Here is a 22,001-nt window from a genome sequence, read left to right on the forward strand (position 1 = left end):
GGATGGCAGATAGGGGCGTGAGACCTCCCCGAATGTGTCGAAGGTCTCACGGGCTCTACGGAATGTAAGTGAGCGGGACACGCCGAGTCGTGGGTCTTCTGTGGCGGCGCGCCTACGTCATGTGTCGCGTGACGGGCGGCCGCGCACCCCGGCTCACCCCAGCCTGCGGGTCTCCCCCAAGATCGACAGTTCGACCAGGCGGGGGCCGCGGTCCGGCGCCACGGCGGCCAGTTCCGCCGCGAGCTCGGCGCCGCCCGCGATCCGCCGGGCGGGCAGGCCGTACCCCTCCGCGATCCGCACCGCGTCCATGCCGGGCAGGTCGAGCCCGGGCGTGCCGGTGACGCCGAGCTGGTCCACGAACCCGCGCAGCGCGCCGTACGTGCCGTTGCGCAGCACCACGAACGTGATCGGCAGGTTCCACTGCGCCGCGGTCCACAGCCCGGCCACGCCGTACTGCACCGCACCGTCGCCGAGCACGGCGACCACCGGGCGGCCCGGGTCGGCCAGCGCCACGCCGACCGCCGCGGGCAGCCCGAACCCCAGTCCGCCGGCGGCGGGGAAGAACAGCCCGCGCGGCCCGGCGAGGTCGAGGTGCTCCCAGAACTGGCTGGTGTTCGAGGTGGACTCGTTGACCATGCGGACGCCGCGCGGCAGGGTCCGCGCCATCAGCGCGAACACCTCACCCGCCCGGAACGGGGCGTCCCCGGGCTCGCCCTCGACGGGGCGTTCGATCGGCGCGGGCGCGGGCGCGGGCCGGGCGGGCGTGTCGGGAAGCGCGTCGAGAAGCTGGGCGGCCACCGCGGCGACGTCGGCCACCAGGGCGTCGCCGAAGGCGGCCCGCGCCGCCGACGCCGGGTCGGCGCTCACCGCGACCAGCTCGGCGCCCGCCGGCAGCCACGGCCCCGGCCGGTGGGCGTGGTAACGGAACACCGGCGCGCCGAGGACCAGCACCAGGTCGTGGCCGGTCAGGTGCTCGGCCACCCCGGCGATGCTCGGCGGCAGCACGCCGCGCCAGAGCGGGTGCCGGGTCGGGAAGGGGCAGCGCGGCGGGGTCGGCGCGGTCCACACGGGCACGGCCAGCCGCTCAGCCAGCGCGACCACCGTCGCGAAGGCCCGCTCATCGTCCACCTCGGGCCCCACCACCAGCGCCGGAGCCTGCGCCCGGACCAGCCGGTCGGCCAGCTCGGCGACCAGCTCCGGGGTGGCGGCGCCGGCCGCGCGCACCCGCCGGGCGCCCAGGTGCGCCACCTCGTCCGCGTCCACCTCGCGAGCCCAGTCGTCCAGCGGCAGCGACACGAACACCGGACCCGCCGGAGGCAGCATGGCCAGGTGGAACGCCTCCGACAGCGCGCGCGGCACGTCCTGCGCCCTGGCCGGCTCGAACGCCCACTTCACGTGCGGCTCGGGCACCCGGGTCATCTCCGGTTCGGCCAGTACCGAACCCAGCCCGATCATGGCGCGAGCCTGCTGTCCCGCCGTCACCACCAGCGGCGTGTTCGAGGCGCGGGCGTTGGCCAGGTTGCCCATCGCGTTGCCGAGCCCGGCCGCCGAGTGCAGGTTGACCAGCGCCGGGCGGCCGGTGGCCTGGGCGTACCCGTCGGCCATCGCCAGGACCGCCCCCTCGTGCAGCCCGAGCACGTAGCGGAAGTCCGCCGGGAAGCCGTCCAGGAACGGCAGCTCGTTCGAGCCGGGGTTGCCGAACACGGTGGTCAGCCCCCAGGTGCGCAGCAGGTCGTACGTCGTGTCGCGAACGGTCGGCATGAGGTTCCTCCAAACCATCGACAGGCCGGTCCGGGCGGATCACCCCGGCGGCGAGTCCGCGCACACTAGCCGCCGCGGCGACGGCGGGACAACCGTCCGCGCGCGCGGCGCGGCTACGTCAGATGTCGCGGTCGCACCTGCCGGATCGCACCGCCGTGACCAGGTCCGATGCCTGCCGGAAAGCGCCGCGCCGCGCTGTAGCGTGGCCGGACGCATGCGGGGACGCGATCCGCGGTCCCGCCCGGCGACGACTTCGAGGTGAGCCATGACCCCCCTGGACCAGCTACCCGAGATCAGGACCCACCTCTACATCGACGGTGAGACACGGGAGGCCGGCGACGCGCTGCGGGTGATCGACCCGGCCGACGGCGCGTCGGTGGTCGGCTACGCCGCGGCCGCCGACGCCAAGCAGGCCGAGTCCGCGGTCGCCGCGGCGCACCGGGCCTTCCCCGCCTGGGCGGCCCTCGCCCCGGATGAGCGCGCCGCGCTGCTGACCGCCGCGCTGGCGCCGCTGGAGGCGGACCGCCCGGCCACGGCCGAGGTGCTTACCCGCGAGAACGGCAAGATCCGGATGGAGTCCGTCATCGACTCCATCGTGTTCGAGCACCGCTTCCGGCTCGCCGTCGGCCTGGCCGGGGAGGTCGGGCGGGTGACCACCCTGCCGGCTCCGCCGTACCGGACCGAGATCTCCTACCTGCCGCTCGGCGTCGTGACGATCATCGTGCCGTTCAACTGGCCGCTCGCGATCCTGGCCGCCTCGCTGCCGCAGGCGCTGCTGGCCGGCAACACCGTCGTGGTGAAGCCGCCGCCCACCGCGCCGCTGGCGACCGTGCGCAGCGTCGAGATGGTCGCGCGGGCGCTGCCGCCGGGCGTACTCAACGTGGTCACCGGCCCGGACGCGGAGATCGGCGCGGCGCTGGTCCAGGACGACCGGGTGAAGAAGGTCTGCTTCACCGGCAGCTCCCTCGGCGGCCGGCGGATCATGTCGATGGCCGCGGAGTCGCTGACCCGGGTGGCGCTGGAGCTGGGCGGCAACGACCCGGCGATCGTGCTGGCCGACGCCGACCTGGGTCCGGAGGCGATGCGGCGGCTGTTCGGCGGCGTCTTCGACTCCACCGGACAGATCTGCATGGCCACCAAGCGCCTGTACGTGCACCGGTCCCGCTACGGCGAGGTGGTGGAGGGCCTGTCCGAGCTGCTCGCCGCCACCCGGCTGGGCCATGGTCTGGCCGATGGGGTCACCATGGGGCCGCTGCACAGCGCCCGGCAGCGGGACTACGTCCGGGAGCTGCTCGACCAGGCCCGCGCGTCCGGCGCCGAGGTGCGCGAGTTCGGCGCGGCCGCCGACGGCCAGGACATCTCCCGCGGCAACTTCCTGCGGCCGTCCCTGGTGCTGGACCCGGCCGACGACGCCCGCGTGGTGGTCGAGGAGCAGTTCGGCCCGACCCTGCCGATCCTGCCGTTCGACGACGAGGACGACGCGGTGGCCCGGGCCGACGACACCTGGTCGGGGCTGTGCTCCTCGGTCTGGACGGAGGACCCCGAGCGGGCCGCGGCCATCGCGGCCCGGCTGCGCACCGGCTACACGTTCGTGAACGCGCACGGCGCGGCGCACCTGGACGAGCGGGCGCCGTTCGGCGGGTTCAACCACAGCGGCATGGGCCGAGAGATGGGCGTCGAGGGCATCCGCGAGTTCATGGACACCCACTCGGTGGGCTTCCCCGCCTGACCCGCACGGGGAACGCCGGTCGCCCGGCCAACGGGCGACCGGCACGAGAAGGCGTCGGCGGGGCCCTGCCATCACGACCCCGCCGACGCCTCGTCCCGCGACCCCGCCGGCTCAGCGCGGCGGGTCGATCCCGAGGAACCGGAAGGCGTTGTGCCAGGTGATGTCCTCCAGCTCCTCCTCGGGCAGCCCGAGCAGCCGCAACGACCGTCCGGCCGGCTCCTCCCTGAGCATCGCCGGGAAGTCGGACCCGACGAGCAGCCGGTCATGCCCGAGCAGGTCGACCAGGTACCGCAGGGCACGCCAGTCGAACACCATCGAGTCGAAGTAGAACCGGCGCGCGTACTCCAGCGGGGACGGGCCGTCGTCCGGCATGACGGCACGCTCCGGGTTCGGCGGCTCCTCGTTCCACGAGCCGCTCCAGAAGTACTGGGCGCGCGGCACCATGAGCGGGAACCCGCCGGCCGCGTGACTGAACGAGATCCGCAGGTTCGGGCACTTGGCCGCGGTCCCTCCGGTGATCAGCGACGCGGCGGCCAGCGCCCCCTCCAGGCCGACGACGTACGTGCCCGCCGCGGACGACGGCAGCCGGTCCGTCGCGGCCGGCATGGCGTGCACGAAGATCGGCAGGTCGAGCCGTTCCGCCTCGGCGAAGAACGGCAGGAACCGCTCGTCGCCGATCGAGGCGCCCAGCACGTTGGAGGCGATCTCGACGCCGTGCAGTCCGGCCGCGCGGATCGCGGCCAGCTCCGCCGCGGCGGCGTCCGGATCCTGCAGCGGCACCATGCCGAAGCCGATCATCCGCTCCGGCGCGACGGCGCACAGCGTCGCGGTGAACTCGTTGACGTGCCGGGCCAGCGCCAGCCCGTCCGCGACCGGCAGGTCGTAGCGCAGCAGCGGCGGCATCGGGGTGACCACCTCGGCGTCCACGCCGGACGCGTTCATCTCCTCGACCCGGCGCTCCGCCTGGAAGAACACGTCACGGGCGCGGAACCGCATCGCCCCGAACACCAGCAGGCGCGCGGTGTCGCCGTCGATGGCCTCCATCCGGGGGAAGCACGCCGGGGCGTCCTCCGGGTAGTCCCGCGGCAGCAGGTGGGCGTGGGCGTCGACGAGCATTCGGACCTCCCGGTCGCTGATCAGGAATTGGGGTGCACCGAGACATGGATCGCGGCCTCGCCCGGCACCTCGCCGGCGAGGGTCTCCATGGCCAGCGCTGTCTCGTCCAGCCCGAACGAGTGGGTGTGCATCTTCTCCAGCGGGAACCGGCCGGACTCGATGATCGCGATCGCCTCCGCGTACGCGCGGGCGTCCACGCCGAACGCGCCGACGAGCGTGAGCGCGCGGTTGATCACCAGGTCGGTGCGCACCGGCACCTCGCGGTCGCCCTTCAGCCCGGCCAGCACGACCCGGCCGCCGTGCCGGGCGGCGAGCAGCGCGTCGGTGATCGGCTTCGCGGCCATCGGGGTCAGCTCGAGCACCACGTCGGCCATCGCGCCGGAGGTGATCTCACGCACCCGCTCGACGGTGTCCTCCGCCTCGTCGCCGTCCACCACGATGGTGTGGTCGGCGCCGAACTCGCGCGCCAGCGCGAGCTTGTGCCGGTCGGCCTCCAGCCCGGTGACGATGACGGTCCCGGCGCCCGCGGCGCGGGCCGCGATGACCGAGGCGAGGCCGCGCTGCCCGGCCCCGAGCACCAGCACGGTGTCGCCGAGCTGGATCCCGCCCAGGTGGCAGGCCCAGCGCACCCCGGCGCCCAATGGGTTGAACATGGACGCGACCTCGGCGGGGAGGCTCGCGTCGATGCGGTGCAGCACCGCCCCCGGCGAGAGGTAGAGATACTCCGCGAGACCGCCCCACAGGGACGGCTCCACGTCGATGCCGGTCACGCCGTGGCCGAGCGTGCGGTTCGGGCAGGACTGGTACCGCCCGATCAGGCAGTTGTGGCAGTTACGGCAGGGGACGATGACCTCCAGGGCCACCCGGTCGCCCGGCCGCACGCCCCACCGGGCCGCGGCCCGCTCGCCGATCTCCTCGATGATGCCCATCGGCTCGTGGCCGGGCACCAGGGGCTTCCCGCTGCCCATCCGCATGTGGCCCTTGTACATCTCGACGTCGCTGCCGCAGATGCCGTTGGCCTCGACCCGCAGCAGGCCGTCGTCGGGGCCGATCTTCGGGCGCGGGAACTCGCGGATCTCGATCTGTCTGGGGCCGACTTGCACCGCGGCGCGTACGGTCTCTCCCATTGATGAGGTGGCCTCTCTCGTGATGGTCCGTCTGGCTCGTCCGGGCGCGCGGCCGCGTCAGGAGGGCACCGAGGTGATCGGCGGCGCGGCCGGGAAGCGGTGCGGCGGCCCGCCGTCCACGGCGAGGGTGTGCCCGGAGATCCACCTGGCCCGGTCGCTGAGCAGGAACAGCGCGGCGTGCGCGATGTCCCAGGAGGTGCCCTCGGTCTTCAGCGCGGTGCTCTCCCGGCGCGGGCCGCGCATCTCCTCGGACATGTTGGCGGCGGCGAAGGCGCCCCAGATCGCGCCCACCTGGACGCAGTTGACCCGGATGCCCTGCGGGCCGAGCGTGGTGGCCGCGCCCTCGGTCAGGTTCTCCAGCCCGGCCTTGGCCACGCAGTAGACCATCCCGGGGCCGCGCATCCGCACGCCGACCGACGAGATGTTCACGATGGCGGCGCCCCGCGGCAGCACCGGCACCGCGTGCCGGGTGACCTGCCAGGCCGACTTGAGGTTGATGTCGACAAGCTGGTCGAACCGCTCGGGCGTCACCTCGAACAGTCCGGCTCGGTCGCCGGCCGCGACGTTGTTGACCAGGGCGTCGAGGCGTCCGAACCGGCCGGTCACCTCGGCGACGGCATCGGCGCAGGCGCGGTCGTCGGTGACGTCGGCGACCACCGCGATCGCCTCGCCGCCGTCGGCCGCGATCCGCTCGACGGTGCGCTTGGCCGCGTCCGCGTCCCGGTCGAGCACCGCGACGCGGGCGCCGTGCGCGGCCACGAGCCGGCTGATCGCGTAGCCGACGCCGGGCAACCGTCCGTTCTGGCCGGCTCCCGTGACGAGCGCGGTGCGGCCCTCCATCCATCGCTCGCCGGCTCCGGCGAACGGATCGTTCAACGGGTCGTCGGACATAGGTCTCCTCCATGCGTCCGTGGTTCGGGGGCGGGGTCCGGGATCAGCCGGCGATCCGGGTCAGCCGGGACTTCAGCTCGTAGCGCTCGATCGAGCCGGGCGGGACGAGCGTCACGACCGCCCGGACGGTCAGCCGGGACCGGATGAGCCCCTCGATCTCCTGGCGGAGGCCGTCCAGGTCACCGGGCTCGTCGCCCCACTCGGCCTCGACCCGCAGCGGCGGCTCGACCCGGGGGCCCTCCTCGGGCAGCACGATCTGGATCGCGCCGTTGGTGCGCGGGTGCAGGGTCTGCACCAGGTCGCGCACCGCCGAGGGGAACACGTTGACGCCGAGCACGATCAGCATGTCGTCGGTACGGCCCACGCAGCGGATCAGCGGCGCGCCGTCCGGGGCCAGGCCGGTGACGACGATCCGGTCCCTGGTGCGGAACCGGACCAGCGGGCACGCCTCCCGGTCCACCGACGTGTAGACGAGCTCGCCGGTGACGCCGGGCTCCGGGACGACCGGCTCGCCGGTCTCCGGGTCGATCAGCTCCACCACCACGTGCTTGCCGCCGGTGTAGCGCATCCCGCCGCTGCCCGGCGCCTCGCCGAACAGCACCGGCGCCATGTCGGCGTTGCCGAGGCCCTCGGTGACCGGCGCGCCCCACTCCTCCTCGACGTTCCGGCGGAACGCCGGCTCGCCCCCGCCCGGCTCGCCGCCCACGAAGATCTTGCGGATGCCGAACTCCCGCGGGTCCCGGCCCAGCTTGCGCACATGTTCGGCCAGGTAGCGCACGTACGAGGGGGTGGCGTGCAGCGCGGTGACGCCGAGGGTGTCCATCGCGAGTACGGCCTTGTCCGACGCGCCGGTCCCGATCGGGACCATCGTGGCGCCGATCCGCTCCAGCGCGTCGCGGATCGGCAGGCCGCCGACGAACAGGGTGAGCCCCGAGCCGTGCAGGACGACGTCCTCACGGCGGGCGCCCATGGTGTGGAAGGCCCGGGCCACCATCTCGGTCCACGCCTCGGAGTCGCGCCTGGTGACCCCGACCCAGCTCGGCGTGCCGGTGGTGCCGGTGGAGGCGTGCACCCGGATGATCTCCGTCATGTCCACCCCGGCGTGCCGGCCGAGCGGGGGCCCCGCCGCCTGCGACTCCCGCAGCATCTGCTTGCTGGTGAACGGCAGTTTGCGCAGGTCGTCCAGCGAGATCAGCGCCGACGGGTCGACCCCGTGCTCGGCGAACAGGTCGGCGTAGAACGGCGAGCGGGCGGGCAGCCGGTCGAGCTGGGTACGGAGCATCGCGGTGACCGCGTCTCGGTCCTCAGGCGCGACGAAGCCAGGTGTGAACACAGAAGTTCCTTCCAGGAATGCGGGTCGCTCAGTGCTCGTGGACGACGACGCCGCGGATGTTCTTGCCGTCGGCCAGGTCGCGGTAGGCATCGTTGATCTCGTCGAGCCGGTACTTCCGGGTGACCAGCTCGTCGAGCTTGAGATCCCCTGAGCGATACAGGCCGAGCAGCCTCGGCACGTCGTACAGCGGGTTGCAGTCGCCGAAGAGGGCGCCGCGCACCTGCCGCTGGTAGCCGATCAGGTGGCCGGCGTGCACGTGCGCGGCGCGCTCGGTCAGCTTGCCGACCGCGGTCACGGTGACCTTGCCGCCCTTGCCGGTCATCTGCACGGCGGCGTTGACGATCTCCTCGGTGAGCACGCCGGGGGTGCAGATCACGTGGTCGGCGAGCTGGCCCCAGGTGGTCTCGACGACGAAGTCGTGCGCCTCGCGGGCGTCGGCGAAGGTGTGCGTGGCGCCGAACACCTCGGCCATCTCCCGCTTGAACGGCACCGGGTCCACCACGACGACGTTCTTCGCCCCGGCGTACCGCGCGCCCTGCACCGCGTTGCTGCCGACCCCGCCGGAGCCGAAGATCACGACGGTGTCGCCGGCCCGGACCCCGGCGGCGTACACCGCCGAGCCCCAGCCGGTCGGCACGCCGCAGCCCACCAGCGCGCCGATCTCGAACGGGATGTCGTCGGGGAGCGGGATGACCGCCCACTCCGACACCACCGCGTACTGCGAGAAGGTGCCGAGCGAGCAGAACCCGCCGAGGTCCTCCCCGTCCAGGTGGAACCGGTAGGTGCCGTCGAGGAACATGCCGGTGCCGGCGTTCAGTCCCTTGACGCACATGTTCTGGTGCCCGGTCGAGCAGGGCCGGCAGGCGCCGCAGGCCGGGATGTAGGAGCAGACGATCCGGTCGCCCGGCTTGACCCGCCGGACGTCGGGGCCCACGGACTCGACGACGCCGGCGCCCTCGTGCCCGCCGACGATCGGGAACCGCACCGGGGCGTCGCCCGCGGTGATGTGGTCGTCGGAGTGGCACAGTCCGGCGGCGTGGAACTTGACGCGGACCTCGTGCGCCTTCGGCTCGTCGAGCTGCAGGTCGGCCAGCTCCCAGCCGGCGTGCGGCCGGCGGGCAATGGCAGCGCGGGTGGTGATGCTCATCGGTTTCCCCGTTCTGTCGCGGCGCTCACGGCTCCGCGATCTCCAACGCCGTGACGTGCGGGAGGACCTCGGCGCCGATCAGCTCGACGTGGTCGAGGTCGTGGATGTCGTAAATGTGCAGGTAGACGGTGTCGACGCCGAGCATGCTCAGCTCCTCGATCCGCTCCACAACCAGCTCGGGCGAGCCGATCGCCGCGTTGGTACGCATGAACTCCGAGCCGATGACGGCGGCCCGGCGCTCCACCTCCGCGGGCGTGGAGCCGCAGGCGACCGGCAGCACCGACGACCGGCGCGGCTCCGCCGGGTCGCGGCCGATCGCCTCACAGGCGCGGGAGAACACGTCGAACCGCTCGCGCAGGTCTCCGCCGAGCGCCGAGTTGAACTCGGTCGCGTACTTCGCCGCGATGGCCGGAGTGCGCCGGGGGCCGGTGCCGCCGACCAGGATCGGCGGATGCGGCGTCTGCGCCGGCCGCGGCGGGGTGCGGTTGGCCTCGATCTCGAAGTGCTTCCCGGCGAAGGAGAAGCCCTCCTCGTCACCGGCCGGGGTGCGCCACAGCCCGGTGATGATCGCGAGCTGCTCCTCCAGCCGGTCGAACCGCTCGGCGGTCTCCGGGAACGGCAGGCCGAACGCGGCGTGCTCGCGGGCGTACCAGCCGGTGCCGAGCCCCAGCTCCACCCGGCCGCCGCTCATCTCGTCGACGGAGGCGACGATGGTGGCCAGCAGGCCGGGCGCGCGGAACGTGGCCGCGCCCATCAGCGCGCCGAGCCGTACCCGCCGGGTGTCGCGGGCCAGGCCGCCCAGCGTGGTCCAGCAGTCGGTCGGCCGGTACGTGCGGTCCGCGGGGTCGACGCCCATCAGATGGTCGGAGCGGAAGAACGCGTCGAACCCGGTCCGCTCGGTGGTCAGCGCGAGGGCGAGGATGTCGTCGTAGGTGGATCCGTGCCGGGGCTCCATCAGGACCCGCAGCCGGATGCCGCGACGGTCAGCGCGTGCCACGGATGGACACCGCCTTCACCTGGGTGTACTCGAGCACATGCTCCGCGCTCATGGTCCGGCCGAAGCCGCTGCGCTTGTAGCCGCCGAACGGAGCGCCGATCACTCCGCCGCCGAGCGCGGCGTTCACCGCGACCTGGCCGGCCTGCAGCCCGCGCGACATCCGTACCGCGCGGCCGACGTCGCGGGTCCATACCGAGGCGACCAGCCCGTACTCGGTGCCGTTGGCCACCTCGAGGGCCTCACCCTCGCCGTCCACCGGGATCACCGACAGGACCGGCCCGAAGATCTCCTCCTGGGCGATCCGCATCCCCGGGTCCACCCGGTCGAACAGGGTGGGCTCGACGAAGAAGCCGCGCTCGAACAGCTCACCCTCGGGGACGCCGCCGCCGGTGACCAGCTCGGCGCCCTCTTCCCTGCCGATCCGCATGTAGTCGAGCACCCGGTCATGCTGCTTGCCGTTGATCAGCGGGCCCATCTGGACCTGCTGGTGCCACGGCCCGACCTTCACCTGGCGCATGTGCTCGGCCAGGCGGCGCACGACTTCGGCGTGGATGCTCCGGTCCACCACGACGCGGGACCCGGCGGCGCAGATCTGGCCGGTGTTCAGCGTGATGCCGGCGGCGATCGCGGGTATCGCCGCGTCCAGGTCGGCGTCGTCCAGCAGGACCTGCGGCGACTTGCCGCCCAGCTCCAGGTGCACCGGGATGAGGTTCTTCGCGCAGGCCGCCATCACCAGCGAGCCGGTCTGCGGCGAGCCGGTGAAGCTCATCCGGTTGATGCCCGGGTGGGCCGGGATGGCGGCGCCCGCCTCGTGGCCGTAGCCGGTCACCACGTTGATCACGCCCGCGGGGATGCCCGCCCGCTGCGCGAGCCGGGCCAGCGCCAGCGGGGTGAGCGGGGCGTCCTCGGCCGGCTTGATCACGATGGTGTTGCCGGCCGCGATGGCGGGGCCGACATCGTTGACGAACATCGGACCGGGGGCGTTCCACGGGATGACGCTGCCCACCACGCCGTACGGCTCGCGCAGGGTCAGCCCGAGCACGTCCGGCGAGTACGTCGGCATCGAGTGGCCGAGGACCTTGTCGGCCTGACCGGCGACGAAGGTGAGGATGCGGGCCATCGGCGGCGGGCCCCAGTGCGGGCGGCCCACCTCCTTGGACTCGAGCCGGTCCAGCTCGGCCTCGTGCTGCTCGATGAGCTGGGCCCACCGCTGGATCAGGGCGCCGCGCGCCGTCGCGTTGGTGTCGCGCCAGGCGGGGAAGGCCGCGGCGGCCGCCCGCACCGCGGCGTCCACGTCGGCGGCGGTGCCGCGCGGCACCCGCCCGAGGACCTCGCCGGTGGCCGGGTTGATCACGTCGATCGTCTCGCCGCCGATCGCGGGGACCCACTCCCCGCCGATCAGGTGCACGTCGTCGACCTGCAGGGAGTCGACTCCCGAGCCGGGAAGGACAGTCGTCATCAGATGCTCCTCAGTGCTCGTGTCAGTGCTCGTGGACGATCACGCCGCGGATGTTCTTGCCGTCCAACATGTCCTGGTAGCCCTGGTTGACCTCGTCCAGGCGGTACGTACGAGTGATCAGCTCGTCGAGCTTGAGGTCGCCCGAGCGGTACAGCTCCAGCAGGCGCGGGACGTCGTGGAGCGGGTTGCAGCCGCCGAAGATCGCGCCCTGCACCCGCCGCTGGTACCCGATGAGCATGCCGGGGTGGGCGTCGAGCGAGCCGTTGCCGACGGCGGTGACCGTCACCTGGCCGCTCTTGCCGACCACGTTCAGCGCGTGCTCGATGACCTCGTTGTGCAGCACGCCGACCGTGATGATCGCGTGGTCGGCGAGCTCGCCCCAGGTGGTGTCGACGACGAAGTCGTGCGCCTCGGCGGCGTCGGCGAACGTGTGCGTGGCGCCGAACACCTCGGCCATCTCCCGCTTGAACGGCACCGGGTCCACCACGACGACGTTCTTCGCCCCGGCGAAGCGCGCGCCCTGCACCGCGTTGCTGCCGACCCCGCCGGAGCCGTACACCACGACGGTGTCGCCGGCCCGGACCCCGGCGGCGTACACCGCCGAACCCCAGCCGGTCGGCACGCCGCAGCCCACCAGCGCGCCGATCTCGAACGGGATGTCGTCCGGGATACGGATGCAGGAGAACTCCGACACCACCGCGTACTCGGAGAAGGTGCCGAGGACGCAGAGACCGCCGAGGTCCTCCCCGTCCAGGTGGAAGCGGAAGCTGTCGTCGAGGAACATGCCAGTGGAGGCGTTCTTGCCCGCGTCGCAGAGGTTCTGCCGACCGGTGGAGCAGTAGCGGCAGGCCCCGCACGCAGGGATGAAGGAGCAGACGACGTGGTCGCCGACCGCCACCCGGGTCACGGACTCGCCGACGGCGTCCACGATGCCGGCGCCCTCGTGCCCGCCGACGACCGGGAACCGCATCGCGGCGTCGCCCTTCTGGATGTGGTCGTCGGAGTGGCACAGCCCCGCGGCCATGAATTTGATGCGGACCTCGTTCGCCCGCGGCTCGTCCAGCTCGACGTCGGTGATCTCCCACGGCCTGCCGGGTTCCCGGCAGATCGCGGCGCGAGTGGTCATGCTCATTGAGCCCCGTCTCCTGATTCTCGAGTGGCCGCGACGGCGGCCGCGGTACGGGCGGATTCAGCGGAAAGTCGCAGGTGAGGCCGTACGCGGTCGGCCGCGGTGACCTCACTATGCCGGGCCGTTGACCACGTGATCGACGGCTCTTTCGCGTCACGGAAAGGAAATGTCGCCGGGATCCGTAAGGCCGGCGTCCGTACGGCGCGCGGCCGTGCCGGCGGTCGTGTCGGTGGTCGCGGCCGTGTCGGTGGTCGTGTCGGTGGTCGTGTCCGCGTCGAGCGGGAAGTTGAGCGGGAAGTGGCAGGCCACCTGGTGGCCGGGCGCGAGCTCGCGAAGCGCCGGCCGCTCGTCCGCGCACCTGGCCTGGGCGAGCGGGCAGCGGGTGCGGAACCGGCAGCCGCTCGGCGGGTCGATCGGCGACGGCGGCTCCCCTTGCGGGGGCGTGGGCCTGCGGGCCTCGCCGGTGACCGGGTCCAGGCCCGGGATCGAGTCCAGCAGCGCCGCCGTGTACGGATGCATCGGCCGCCGGTAGAGCTCTTCGGACGGCCCGATCTCGGCGAGCTGCCCGAGGTGCATCACCGCGACCCGGTCGCTGATCTGTTTCACCAGCGCCAGGTCGTGCGAGATGAACAGATACGACAGCCCCAGCTCCGACCGCAGCCGCTCGAACAGGTTCAGCACCTGCGCCTGGATCAGCACGTCCAGCGAGGCCACCGCCTCGTCGCAGACGATCAGCGCCGGGTTGAGCGCGATGGCCCGCGCGATGGCGACGCGCTGGCACTGCCCGCCGGACAGCTCGTACGGGCGGCGTCCGCCGAACACGCCGGGGTCGAGCCCGACCAGGTCGAGCAGCTCCCGCACCCGTTCCCGGCGGCGGGCCGCCGAGCGCACGCCGTACCCGAGCAGCGGCTCCTCGACCAGATCGGCGATCCGCCAGCGCGGGTTCAGTGAGCCGAACGGATCCTGGTAGACCATCTGCATGTCGCGGCGCGCCTCCACCAGCGCCTTGCGCCGCAGCCGCATCAGATCCGTGCCGAGGAAGCGCACTTCGCCCGACTTGGGGCGCGGCGCCTGGATGATCGACCTGGCCAGGGTGGATTTGCCGGAACCGGTCTCCCCCACCACGCCGAAGGTCTCGCCCCGGCCCATCTGGAAAGACACGTCGGACACAGCGTGCACGACGGCGCCCTTCACCCCGCCGGGCCCACGTACCGCGAACTCCTGCACGATGTCGAGCACCTCGAGCAGCGGGGTGTCGCCCGCGCGCGTCTCGGTCATCTCGTCGCTCCGTTCTCGCCGCCGCCACCGCTGCCGCCAGAGCCGCCAGGCGGGTCCTCGGCGGGGTGCCAGCACGCCCACCAGTGCCCCGGCTCGTGCTCGGAGAAGGGCGGCGCCTGTTCGCACCGGCCGGTCGCCGACGCGCAGCGCGGCCGGAACGCGCAGCCCTTCGGGATCGCCGCCGGATCCGGCGGCTGGCCGGAGATCACCGGCAGCGGCGCGTGCGGCTCCCGCTCCAGCAGCGGGACGGCGCCGAGCAGCGCCTGGGTGTACGGCATCCGCACGTGCCCGAACAGCCGGCGCGCCGAGGCGTACTCCACCGCCCGCCCCGCGTACATGACCACGACGTGCTGGGCGTAGCTGGCGGCCAGCCCGAGATCGTGGCTGATCATGACGACGGCCATGCCGAGCCGCTCCCGCAGCTCGACCAGCAACTGCATGATCTGCGCCTGGGTGGTCACGTCCAGTGCGGTGGTCGCCTCGTCCGCGATGAGCAGCCGGGGCTCGCCGGCCAGCGCGATGGCGATCACCACGCGCTGGCGCATGCCGCCGGAGAGCTGGTGCGGGTACTCGTGGAAGCGGCGCTCCGCGGCCGGCAGCCGCACCAGTTTCAGCAACTCGACCGCCCGCTCGTCCGCCTCCTTCCGGCCGATCCCCGAGTGCGCGCGGATCGCCTCGGTGATCTGCGCGCCGATCCGCATGGTCGGGTTGAGTGAGCGGGCCGGGTCCTGGAACACCATCGCGATGTCCCGGCCGCGCCTGCGCCGGATCTCCCGCTCGGGCATGCCGACCAGCTCGGCGCCCTCGAACCTGGCCGAGCCGGACACCTCGGCCGAGGACGGCAGCAGCCCGAGCAGCGCGCGGGCGCTGACGCTCTTGCCCGACCCGGACTCGCCGATGATCGCGAGCATCTGGCCGGCGTCGAGCCGGTAGGACAGGCCGTTCACCGCGTGCACCCGGCGGCCGCCCCTGGTGAACCGGATCCGCAGGTCCCGTACCTCGAGCAGGGCGGCCGCGCCGGCCGGCTCCGCCGGGTCCGCGGTGAGCACCTCGTCTCGTTTGACACTCATCGGACACTCCACCGCGTACGCAGGCTCTCGCCGAGCAGGTTGAACGCGAGCACTGTGACGAACAGGATCAGGCTGGGCCAGAGCACGAGCATGGGGGTCGCGGACAGGCTCGCCTGCCCCTGCGAGATCATGTTCCCCCAGCTCGGCGCGGGCGCCGGGATGCCGAGACCGAGGAAGCTCAGCGCGCCCTCGATGACGATCACGACACCCATGCCGAGCATCCCGAACGTGGTGAGTTGCGGGGCGATGTTCGGCGCGATGTGCCGGAGCAGCACCCGCCACCCCTTCGTCCCGCAGAGCCGCGCGGCCGCCATGAACGGCTGCTCGCGCAGGCTGAGCGTGGCCGCCCTGGAGATCCGGGCGAACGCCGGAACGCTGAAGAACCCCAGCGCCAGGATCGTGTTGGTCAGGCTCGGCCCCAGGCTCTGCGCGACCGCGAGGGTCAGAACCAGCGACGGGAAGGCGATCAGCACGTCCAGCAGGCGCATGATCACGGTGTCCGCCGCGCCGCCGACGTACCCGGACAGCGCGCCCAGCGTGCCGCCGACCGCCAGGCCGAGCAGGTTCACCGTGACCGCGACGATCAGCGACGTCTGCCCGCCGTACAGGATGCGGGACAGGATGTCGTTGCCGTTGGGGTCGGTGCCGAGCAGGTGGCCGGGCGAGCCGGTGGGCAGGCCGGCCTCCAGGATGTTGCCGCCGGTCGGCGACGGCACGGGCAGGACCAGCGGAGCCAGGAAGCAGGCTCCGGCGACCAGCGCCAGCAGCGCCGCCGGCACGGCCACCCCGAGCCCGCGGGTCCAGGTCCGCGCCCGCGGAGCGGCCTCGTCCGCGTCGGCGGCCGGCACCGGCGGCGCTTCAACGACTGCCATAGCGAATCCTCGGGTCGAGTACGGCGTAGAGCAGGTCGGTGAGCAGGTTCGCCAGCACCGCGACGACGGCGAACACCACGACGCAGGCCTGGACGACGGCCATGTCGCGGGTGTTGATCGCCTGCAACATGAGCTGGCCGAGCCCGGGGAGGGCGAAGATCTGCTCGATGATCACGGTGGCGCCGATCAGCGTGCTCAGGTTCAGCCCGACAACGGTGATCAGCCCGAAAGAAGAGTTGCGGAAGGCGTGCCGCAGCAGCACCTGCCACGGACCGACGCCCTTGGCCTGGGCGGTGACCACGTAGTCCTGCCCCTGCATCTGGTCCACCAGGTCGCCCCGGAGGAAGCGGGTGTAGAGGCAGAACATCGGGATGCCGATCGCCGCGGACGGCAGCACCAGCGAGTGCAGGTTGCCTCCGACGCTCTCCGACAGCGGGACGAACCCGATCGCCGGGAACACCGCGAACCGCACGGCGAACACCAGCACGAGCACCAGGGCCAGCACGTAGTTGGCCACCGACAGCCCGGTCACGCTGACGAACATGCTGAGCCGGTCGAAGAACCGGTTCGGGTGGTAGGCGGCCAGCAACGCGACCGGCACGGCGAGCAGCAGCGAGACGACGAACGCCATGGCGACCAGCTCGCCGGTCACCGCCAGCCGCTCGCCCAGTTGCCCGGCCACCGACTGGCCGCTCACCAGGGAGCGGCCGAGGTCGCCGGTGACCGCGCCGCCGAGCCAGTCGAGATAGCGCAGCGGCGCCGGCTTGTCCAGGCCGAGCTGCAGCTCCATCGCGCGGATCTGCTCGGGCGTGGCGTCGGCGCCGAGGAGCTGCTGGGCGGCGTTGCCGGGGATCAGGTTGAGCACCCAGAAGGTCAGGATGCTCACCCCGAGCGTGATCGGGACCGCCATGAGCAGCCGCTTGCCGACCAGCCGAACGCTGGGCGAGGCGAACAGCCGCCCCCCGACGCCGCGGTGACGCCCGGCGGCCACCGCCGTCACTGGCTCCTCCAGACCTCGTCCCACAGCACCCCGGAGTTGACGACCAACGGCGGGATCCTGGTGGTCAGGCCGGGTCCGTGCACGCCCTTGGCGGTGAGGTTCGTCGGGGCGAAGGCGAGGCCGAACGGCGCGTACGACTTGTCGCTGATGTACTGCCCGGCCTTGGTGTAGATCGCGTCGCGTTCGGCCGGGTCGACGGTGCCCTCCGCCTCGGCGAACATGTCGTCCAGCGCCTTGTCGGCCACCCCGCTGAACGGCGAGGTCGAGGCGAACCGGAACGCGACGCCGACGCCGCCGGCCGGGTCCCAGGCTCCGGCGGTCTGCAGCATCGCGTGCCACTTGCCGGAGTTGAACTGCTGGACCAGGGTGGAGAGCTGGTAGTCCTTGATCGTGGTGGTGATGCCCGCCTCCTGCCACTGCGTCTGCAGCGCGATCATCACCTGCTTGGCGACGTAGTTGCCGAGCGTGCCCAGCTCGACATTCAGCCCGCCCAGCTCCTGCACGAGCTGCTTGGCCCTGGCCAGGTCGTGCCCCCGGTAACCGGGCACCGCGTCGTGGTGGAACAGGCCGCCGGGCGCGGTGAACGACTGGCTGACCGGGAAGCGGTCCTTGAACAGCCCCTTCGCGATCGCCTCGAAGTCGGTGGCGTAATAGATCGCCTGGCGGGCCCGCTCGTCGTCGAACGGCGTCGCCTTCGAGTTGAGCTGCACCACATACGGGGAGGTCGGCGGCTGCATGGTGACGGTGAGCCGGCCGCCGGACTGCGCCTGCTCCATCAGCGGGACGGTGTTCATCCCCTCGTACGCGTGGGCCTGGCCGGCCAGCAGTGCCTGGTAGGCCGCCTGGTCACCGCCGATCGACTTGAACGTCAGCTTGTCCAGGTACGGCAGGCCGTCCTTGAAGTACTGGGCGTTGCGCTCCAGCACCAGCTCGGAGCTGAGCTGGTTGGACACGACCGTGAACGGCCCCGCGCCGACGGGGGTCACCCGGAACTTGTCGTCGCCGAGTTGCTTCAGCGCGGTCGGTGAGACGATCCAGTTCACGTTCGAGATCGGGAACGCGTTGATCACGGAGGCGTACGGCCGGGTGAACCTGAGCACCACGGTGTCGCCGCCCTCGACGTCGATGCCGTCCTTGACCAGCGGCCACTTGGGCGTGCAGGTACACGTCGCGCCGAGGTTGCGCTTGAGGTTGAACACCACCGCCTCGGCGTCGAACGGGGTGCCGTCGGAGAACGTGACGCCCCGGCGAATCTTGATCTTCACGGTCTTGCCGCCGTCGAGCAGCTCGTAGCTCTCCGCCTGGTTGGGCGTGACCTTGGCGTCGCCGCCGTCGCCGTTCGCGGTGAGCAGGAACAGCCCGCCGTAGATGGCGCCCATCATGGCGATGTTGGCCCCGCCGGTGGTGTTGGTCGCGGGGTCGAGGCCGGTCGGCCAGCTTCCGGCGAACGCCGAGTCCTCCAGAACGGTGATCTCCCCGCCCTTCTGCGGGGTGGAGGCCGCCGACGTCTCGTCCGCCGGCGCGGCCCCGGTGGAAGCGCCCGGGTCGCCGCTGCACGCGGCGATCGCCAGGAACGCTGCCAGAAGGACAGCCATTCGCTGGGTCCTCGTTCTCACTTGCGTCCTCCTGCTTCGGTGACGGCGACGGGCGGCCGGTGCGGTGCCGTGGAACTCTCCAGGGGGTGCGCGGCGGCGCCTCTGACCTGCGCCTTCGGCCGTTCTCCGGCTGTGTGACCTGGCTCACTGCTGTGCGCTCAAGGGTGACCAAGCGCTATCGGCCCGGCAAAGCGGGCTTTCGTGGGATGGAAGAAAAGCTTCAGACGCTCACCGGGACGCCCGGAGCCTCGTCGTCGCCGCCCGCCTCCGAGCAGCGGAAACCGGCGGGCTCGCGACGAATGACGTAGCCCCGCCGCGACACTCCGCCGTCCGAGATGCCGTCATTCGCGAGTTATCCCTTCTGGCGGGGCTGGTTAACGTCGCACCAGACCCGAACAACCGGATCTCCCAGGAGGCGACGACGTGGCCGGCAACAAGGCAGTGACCTACATCGGTCCAGGCAAGGTCGAGGTGGACTCCATCGACTACCCCGGGCTGGTGCTGAAGGACGGCCCCGGCGTGCACCCGGCGAACGTCGGCCGCGTATGCGAGCACGGCGTCATCCTGAAGGTCGTCTCGACCAACATCTGCGGCTCCGACCAGCACATGGTGCGCGGCCGCACCACCGCGCCCGCCGGCCTCGTGCTCGGCCACGAGATCACCGGCGAGGTCGTCGAGGTCGGCCGGGACGTCGAGTTCATCAAGGTCGGCGACCTGTGCTCCGTCCCGTTCAACATCGCGTGCGGGCGCTGCCGGATGTGCAAGGAGGGCCACACCGGGGTGTGCCTGAACGTCAACCCCGACAGGCCCGGCTCGGCGTACGGATACGTCGACATGGGCGGCTGGGTCGGCGGGCAGGCGGAGTACGTCATGGTCCCCTACGCGGACTGGAACCTGCTGAAGTTCCCGGACCGCGACCAGGCTCTGGAGAAGATCCTCGACCTGACCATGCTGTCGGACATCTTCCCCACCGGCTACCACGGCGCGGTCACCGCGGGCGTGACCTCCGGGTCCACGGTGTACGTGGCCGGCGCGGGCCCGGTCGGGCTGGCGGCGGCGCACTCCGCCCAGTTCCTCGGCGCGTCCGTGGTGATCGTCGGCGACATGAACGAGGCGCGGCTGGCCCAGGCGCGCAGCTTCGGCTGCGAGACCGTCGACCTCACCAAGGACGCCTCGCTGGCTGAGCAGATCGAGCAGATCCTCGGCGTGCCCGAGGTGGACGCCGCGGTGGACGCCGTCGGGTTCGAGGCCCGCGGGCACGGGACGGGCGCCCAGGAGGCCCCGGCCACGGTGCTGAACTCGATCATGGAGATCACCCGGGCCGCAGGCCGGCTCGGCATTCCCGGCCTGTACGTCACCGGCGACCCCGGCGCGGTGGACGATGCCGCCAAGGTGGGCTCGCTGTCGATCCGGATCGGGCTCGGCTGGGCGAAATCGCAGTCGTTCACCACCGGCCAGTGCCCGGTGATGCGCTACCACCGCGGCCTGATGAACGCGATCCTGAGCGACCGGGTGCGGATCGCCGAGGCGGTCAACGCCACGGTCATCCCGCTCGACGACGCTCCCCGCGCGTACGCGGAGTTCGACAGCGGTGTCGCGCGGAAGTTCGTCATCGACCCGCACGGCATGGTGCCCGCCTGACCCTCCCCGCCCCTCCCTGACCCTCCCTGACCCTCGCTGACCCGACCGGCAGCCCCGCCCCCGAAGGGAACCGTCTCCTGTGAACGACCTGTCCCCGCCCGCCGCCGGTGACGTACGGCCCCAGCCGTTCAGGCTGGCCGGCACGGTGGCGGTGGTGACCGGCGCGGCCGGCGGGCTGGGCCGGGCGATCGCCCGGCGGCTGGCCAGGGAGGGCTGCTCGGTCTCGGCGCTCGACATCGCCGAGATGCCCGGCCTGGAGGACGAGGCGGGCCCGGGGCGGATCGGCGTCTGGCGGTGCGACGTGACCGACGCCGGCCAGGTCCGCCGCACCGTCGCCGAGGTGGCCGACCGCTTCGACGGGCTGGACATCCTGGTCAACAACGCCGGCCTCCTCTCCGGCCGGGCCAGTCTGCTCGACACGACGCCCGAGGAAATGCGCCGCTTCTTCGACGTCAACACGGTCGGCGCCCTGCTCATGGTGCAGGCCTGCTTCCCGCTGCTGCGGGACAGCGCGTATCGCGGACGCGTCGTCAACGTCGCGTCCCGTACCTTCTTCACCGGGGCGCCGGGCCAGCTCGGCTACGTGGCGAGCAAGGGCGCGCTGATCGGGATGACGCGGGTGATGGCGCGCGAGCTCGGCGAGCACCGGATCACGGTGAACGCGGTGATGCCCGCGCAGGTGGCGACCCCCGGCACCCGCGCGCACTCCGGCGACGAGGTGTTCGCCCGGACCATGGGCCGGCAGGCGATCCGGGAGTTCGTCACCCCGGAGCACTTCGCCGGCCTGGTCGCCTACCTCGCCTCCCCCGACGGCGCCATGGTCACCGGACAATCCCTGATCTGCGACGGAGGCGGATACCTGCACTGAACCGCCCGGCGCGGCCCGTCCAGGGCGTCCCCGCATGGCGAAGCCAGGTGTGGAACCACCTCGCGTGAGCTACAAGTGCCCGGGCTACTTGCCGATCGCGTTCCGGCCGAGCCATTCGTGGTAGCGAATCGTGCCGAGAGTGGCGCCGTCACCCGGGACCAGCGACCGCTCGCTCAGCTCACTGCCGAAGTAGCGCGCGTGCGGGTCGGTGACCACCTCACGCGGGTCGCCCCAGGCGGCCAGCGCCTGGCGGAAGAACTCGTCCATCATGTACTGGGTCGGTCCGGCAATCTCGACCATGGCGTTCAACGGCGTCCCTACCGCGGCCCTGCCGACCGCCTGGGCCACATCGTCACCCGCGATCGGCTGGAACAGCACGGGCGCGATGTGCACCTTGTCATCCACCGTGGCCTCGTCGGCGATGCCGCGGGCGAACTCGAAGAACTGGGTCGAGTGCACGAGCGAGAACGGGATCCCCGACTTCTCGATCAGCTTCTCCTGGGCGATCTTTGCCGCGAAGTAGCCGTTGTCCGGCATCCGCTCGGAGCCCACGATCGACAGCGCGACGTGGTGGCCCACGCCCGCCGCCGCCTCCGCCGCGAGCAGGTTGCCCGTGGAGGTCTCGAAGAACTTCAGCACCGCCGCCCTCTCGAACGACGGCGAGTTCGACACGTCGATCACCACCTGCGCACCCGCCAGCACCTCGGCGAGTCCCTCGCCGGTCAGCGTGTTGACGCCGGTGCTCGGCGCCGCCGCCACCGCCTCGTGACCATGCTCGCCCAGCTTCGTCACAAGCTTCGACCCGATCAGGCCCGTACCACCGACTACCACGATCTTCATCGCGTTCCCTTTCGTCCACCGGGCCGCCTCGTTGGCACCCGGTCGCCAGCTGAGACCGGACAAGCTTCAGGCTTGTGACAGCTGCCGCGAGATTCCTTCAAGATCTCCCCTCCGCTGCGATGTTCCGGCCACGCTGAGCTCCCTTTCA

18 protein-coding genes are annotated in these 22,001 nt (G+C 72.2%); 3 read left to right on the plus strand and 15 right to left on the minus strand.

The window, feature by feature from the left end:
* Window positions 1-153: 153 nt before the first annotated feature.
* Window positions 154-1,761, minus strand: coding sequence for a benzoylformate decarboxylase (mdlC, locus tag AWQ71_RS18885; RefSeq protein ID WP_067134963.1), 1,608 nt, complete (start codon window positions 1,759-1,761; stop codon window positions 154-156).
* A gap of 265 nt (window positions 1,762-2,026) precedes the next feature.
* Here mdlC and AWQ71_RS18890 point away from each other — a divergent pair, with 265 nt between their 5' ends.
* A complete protein-coding gene (locus AWQ71_RS18890; RefSeq protein ID WP_067134965.1) occupies window positions 2,027-3,490 on the plus strand; it encodes an aldehyde dehydrogenase family protein in 1,464 nt (487 codons plus the stop codon).
* A 111-nt stretch (window positions 3,491-3,601) separates the two neighbouring features.
* On the opposite strand, the gene AWQ71_RS18895 is transcribed toward AWQ71_RS18890, so the two are convergent.
* From AWQ71_RS18895 to AWQ71_RS18955, 13 genes are all read right to left on the minus strand, one after another.
* Complete coding sequence (locus tag AWQ71_RS18895) at window positions 3,602-4,606, minus strand: amidohydrolase family protein (protein ID WP_067134967.1); 1,005 nt, start codon at window positions 4,604-4,606, stop codon at window positions 3,602-3,604.
* A gap of 20 nt (window positions 4,607-4,626) precedes the next feature.
* Entirely contained in the window at window positions 4,627-5,733 is a 1,107-nt protein-coding gene (locus AWQ71_RS18900; protein ID WP_067134970.1) for a zinc-dependent alcohol dehydrogenase, read from the minus strand.
* 57 nt (window positions 5,734-5,790) lie between these two features.
* Window positions 5,791-6,624: an SDR family NAD(P)-dependent oxidoreductase gene (locus tag AWQ71_RS18905; protein WP_218001852.1), complete on the minus strand. Its 834-nt coding sequence runs from the start codon at window positions 6,622-6,624 to the stop codon at window positions 5,791-5,793.
* A 43-nt stretch (window positions 6,625-6,667) separates the two neighbouring features.
* On the minus strand, window positions 6,668-7,957 hold the full coding sequence (locus tag AWQ71_RS18910; protein ID WP_067134972.1) for a phenylacetate--CoA ligase family protein: 1,290 nt from the start codon (window positions 7,955-7,957) through the stop codon (window positions 6,668-6,670).
* 28 nt (window positions 7,958-7,985) lie between these two features.
* Window positions 7,986-9,104: an NDMA-dependent alcohol dehydrogenase gene (locus AWQ71_RS18915; protein WP_067134974.1), complete on the minus strand. Its 1,119-nt coding sequence runs from the start codon at window positions 9,102-9,104 to the stop codon at window positions 7,986-7,988.
* 25 nt (window positions 9,105-9,129) lie between these two features.
* Window positions 9,130-10,101 (minus strand): TIGR03560 family F420-dependent LLM class oxidoreductase, encoded by a 972-nt coding sequence (locus tag AWQ71_RS18920; RefSeq protein ID WP_174550726.1) that lies wholly within the window; start codon window positions 10,099-10,101, stop codon window positions 9,130-9,132.
* Window positions 10,088-11,560: an aldehyde dehydrogenase family protein gene (locus tag AWQ71_RS18925; protein WP_067134975.1), complete on the minus strand. Its 1,473-nt coding sequence runs from the start codon at window positions 11,558-11,560 to the stop codon at window positions 10,088-10,090. The genes AWQ71_RS18920 and AWQ71_RS18925 overlap by 14 nt, the downstream gene beginning before the upstream one ends.
* A 22-nt stretch (window positions 11,561-11,582) precedes the next feature.
* The gene (locus AWQ71_RS18930; RefSeq protein ID WP_067134977.1) at window positions 11,583-12,692 is read right to left on the minus strand and encodes an NDMA-dependent alcohol dehydrogenase; all 1,110 of its coding nucleotides are present in this window, start codon (window positions 12,690-12,692) and stop codon (window positions 11,583-11,585) included.
* A 150-nt stretch (window positions 12,693-12,842) separates the two neighbouring features.
* Window positions 12,843-13,967: an ABC transporter ATP-binding protein gene (locus tag AWQ71_RS18935; RefSeq protein ID WP_084259042.1), complete on the minus strand. Its 1,125-nt coding sequence runs from the start codon at window positions 13,965-13,967 to the stop codon at window positions 12,843-12,845.
* Window positions 13,964-15,037 (minus strand): ABC transporter ATP-binding protein, encoded by a 1,074-nt coding sequence (locus tag AWQ71_RS18940; RefSeq protein ID WP_067134980.1) that lies wholly within the window; start codon window positions 15,035-15,037, stop codon window positions 13,964-13,966. Before AWQ71_RS18940 ends, AWQ71_RS18935 begins: the two co-directional genes overlap by 4 nt.
* Window positions 15,034-15,909, minus strand: a complete 876-nt coding sequence (locus AWQ71_RS18945) for an ABC transporter permease (protein ID WP_067134982.1) — start codon at window positions 15,907-15,909, stop codon at window positions 15,034-15,036. The genes AWQ71_RS18940 and AWQ71_RS18945 overlap by 4 nt, the downstream gene beginning before the upstream one ends.
* The gene (locus AWQ71_RS18950) at window positions 15,896-16,900 is read right to left on the minus strand and encodes an ABC transporter permease (RefSeq protein ID WP_218001853.1); all 1,005 of its coding nucleotides are present in this window, start codon (window positions 16,898-16,900) and stop codon (window positions 15,896-15,898) included. The genes AWQ71_RS18945 and AWQ71_RS18950 overlap by 14 nt, the downstream gene beginning before the upstream one ends.
* Window positions 16,901-16,905: 5 nt before the next feature.
* Window positions 16,906-18,504: an ABC transporter substrate-binding protein gene (locus tag AWQ71_RS18955; protein WP_067134986.1), complete on the minus strand. Its 1,599-nt coding sequence runs from the start codon at window positions 18,502-18,504 to the stop codon at window positions 16,906-16,908.
* 423 nt (window positions 18,505-18,927) lie between these two features.
* On the opposite strand from AWQ71_RS18955, the gene fdhA reads away from it, so the two are divergent.
* Together fdhA and AWQ71_RS18965 are read left to right on the plus strand one after the other, a co-directional pair.
* A complete protein-coding gene (gene fdhA / locus AWQ71_RS18960; protein ID WP_067134988.1) occupies window positions 18,928-20,145 on the plus strand; it encodes a formaldehyde dehydrogenase, glutathione-independent in 1,218 nt (405 codons plus the stop codon).
* Between the two features lie 79 nt (window positions 20,146-20,224).
* Entirely contained in the window at window positions 20,225-21,013 is a 789-nt protein-coding gene (locus AWQ71_RS18965; protein WP_218001854.1) for an SDR family NAD(P)-dependent oxidoreductase, read from the plus strand.
* A gap of 84 nt (window positions 21,014-21,097) precedes the next feature.
* Here the strand turns inward: AWQ71_RS18965 and AWQ71_RS18970 are convergent, their stop codons facing one another.
* Window positions 21,098-21,853: an SDR family oxidoreductase gene (locus tag AWQ71_RS18970; protein ID WP_067134990.1), complete on the minus strand. Its 756-nt coding sequence runs from the start codon at window positions 21,851-21,853 to the stop codon at window positions 21,098-21,100.
* Window positions 21,854-22,001 lie beyond the last annotated feature (148 nt).

It is taken from the genome of Microtetraspora malaysiensis (assembly GCF_001528665.1).
In the GTDB taxonomy this organism is placed as follows: domain Bacteria; phylum Actinomycetota; class Actinomycetes; order Streptosporangiales; family Streptosporangiaceae; genus Microtetraspora_A; species Microtetraspora_A malaysiensis.

Bases quoted from the DNA above. Each gene is read 5' to 3' on its own strand.
- AWQ71_RS18900 (WP_067134970.1), bottom strand. From the start codon at position 5,733: ATGGGAGAGACCGTACGCGCCGCGGTGCAAGTCGGCCCCAGACAGATC.
- AWQ71_RS18895 (WP_067134967.1), bottom strand. From the start codon at position 4,606: ATGCTCGTCGACGCCCACGCCCACCTGCTGCCGCGGGACTACCCGGAG.
- AWQ71_RS18935 (WP_084259042.1), bottom strand. From the start codon at position 13,967: ATGACCGAGACGCGCGCGGGCGACACCCCGCTGCTCGAGGTGCTCGAC.
- AWQ71_RS18945 (WP_067134982.1), bottom strand. From the start codon at position 15,909: ATGGCAGTCGTTGAAGCGCCGCCGGTGCCGGCCGCCGACGCGGACGAG.
- AWQ71_RS18915 (WP_067134974.1), bottom strand. From the start codon at position 9,104: ATGAGCATCACCACCCGCGCTGCCATTGCCCGCCGGCCGCACGCCGGC.
- AWQ71_RS18925 (WP_067134975.1), bottom strand. From the start codon at position 11,560: ATGACGACTGTCCTTCCCGGCTCGGGAGTCGACTCCCTGCAGGTCGAC.
- AWQ71_RS18955 (WP_067134986.1), bottom strand. From the start codon at position 18,504: ATGGCTGTCCTTCTGGCAGCGTTCCTGGCGATCGCCGCGTGCAGCGGC.
- AWQ71_RS18970 (WP_067134990.1), bottom strand. From the start codon at position 21,853: ATGAAGATCGTGGTAGTCGGTGGTACGGGCCTGATCGGGTCGAAGCTT.
- AWQ71_RS18930 (WP_067134977.1), bottom strand. From the start codon at position 12,692: ATGAGCATGACCACTCGCGCCGCGATCTGCCGGGAACCCGGCAGGCCG.
- AWQ71_RS18890 (WP_067134965.1), top strand. From the start codon at position 2,027: ATGACCCCCCTGGACCAGCTACCCGAGATCAGGACCCACCTCTACATC.
- mdlC (WP_067134963.1), bottom strand. From the start codon at position 1,761: ATGCCGACCGTTCGCGACACGACGTACGACCTGCTGCGCACCTGGGGG.
- AWQ71_RS18905 (WP_218001852.1), bottom strand. From the start codon at position 6,624: ATGTCCGACGACCCGTTGAACGATCCGTTCGCCGGAGCCGGCGAGCGA.
- AWQ71_RS18940 (WP_067134980.1), bottom strand. From the start codon at position 15,037: ATGAGTGTCAAACGAGACGAGGTGCTCACCGCGGACCCGGCGGAGCCG.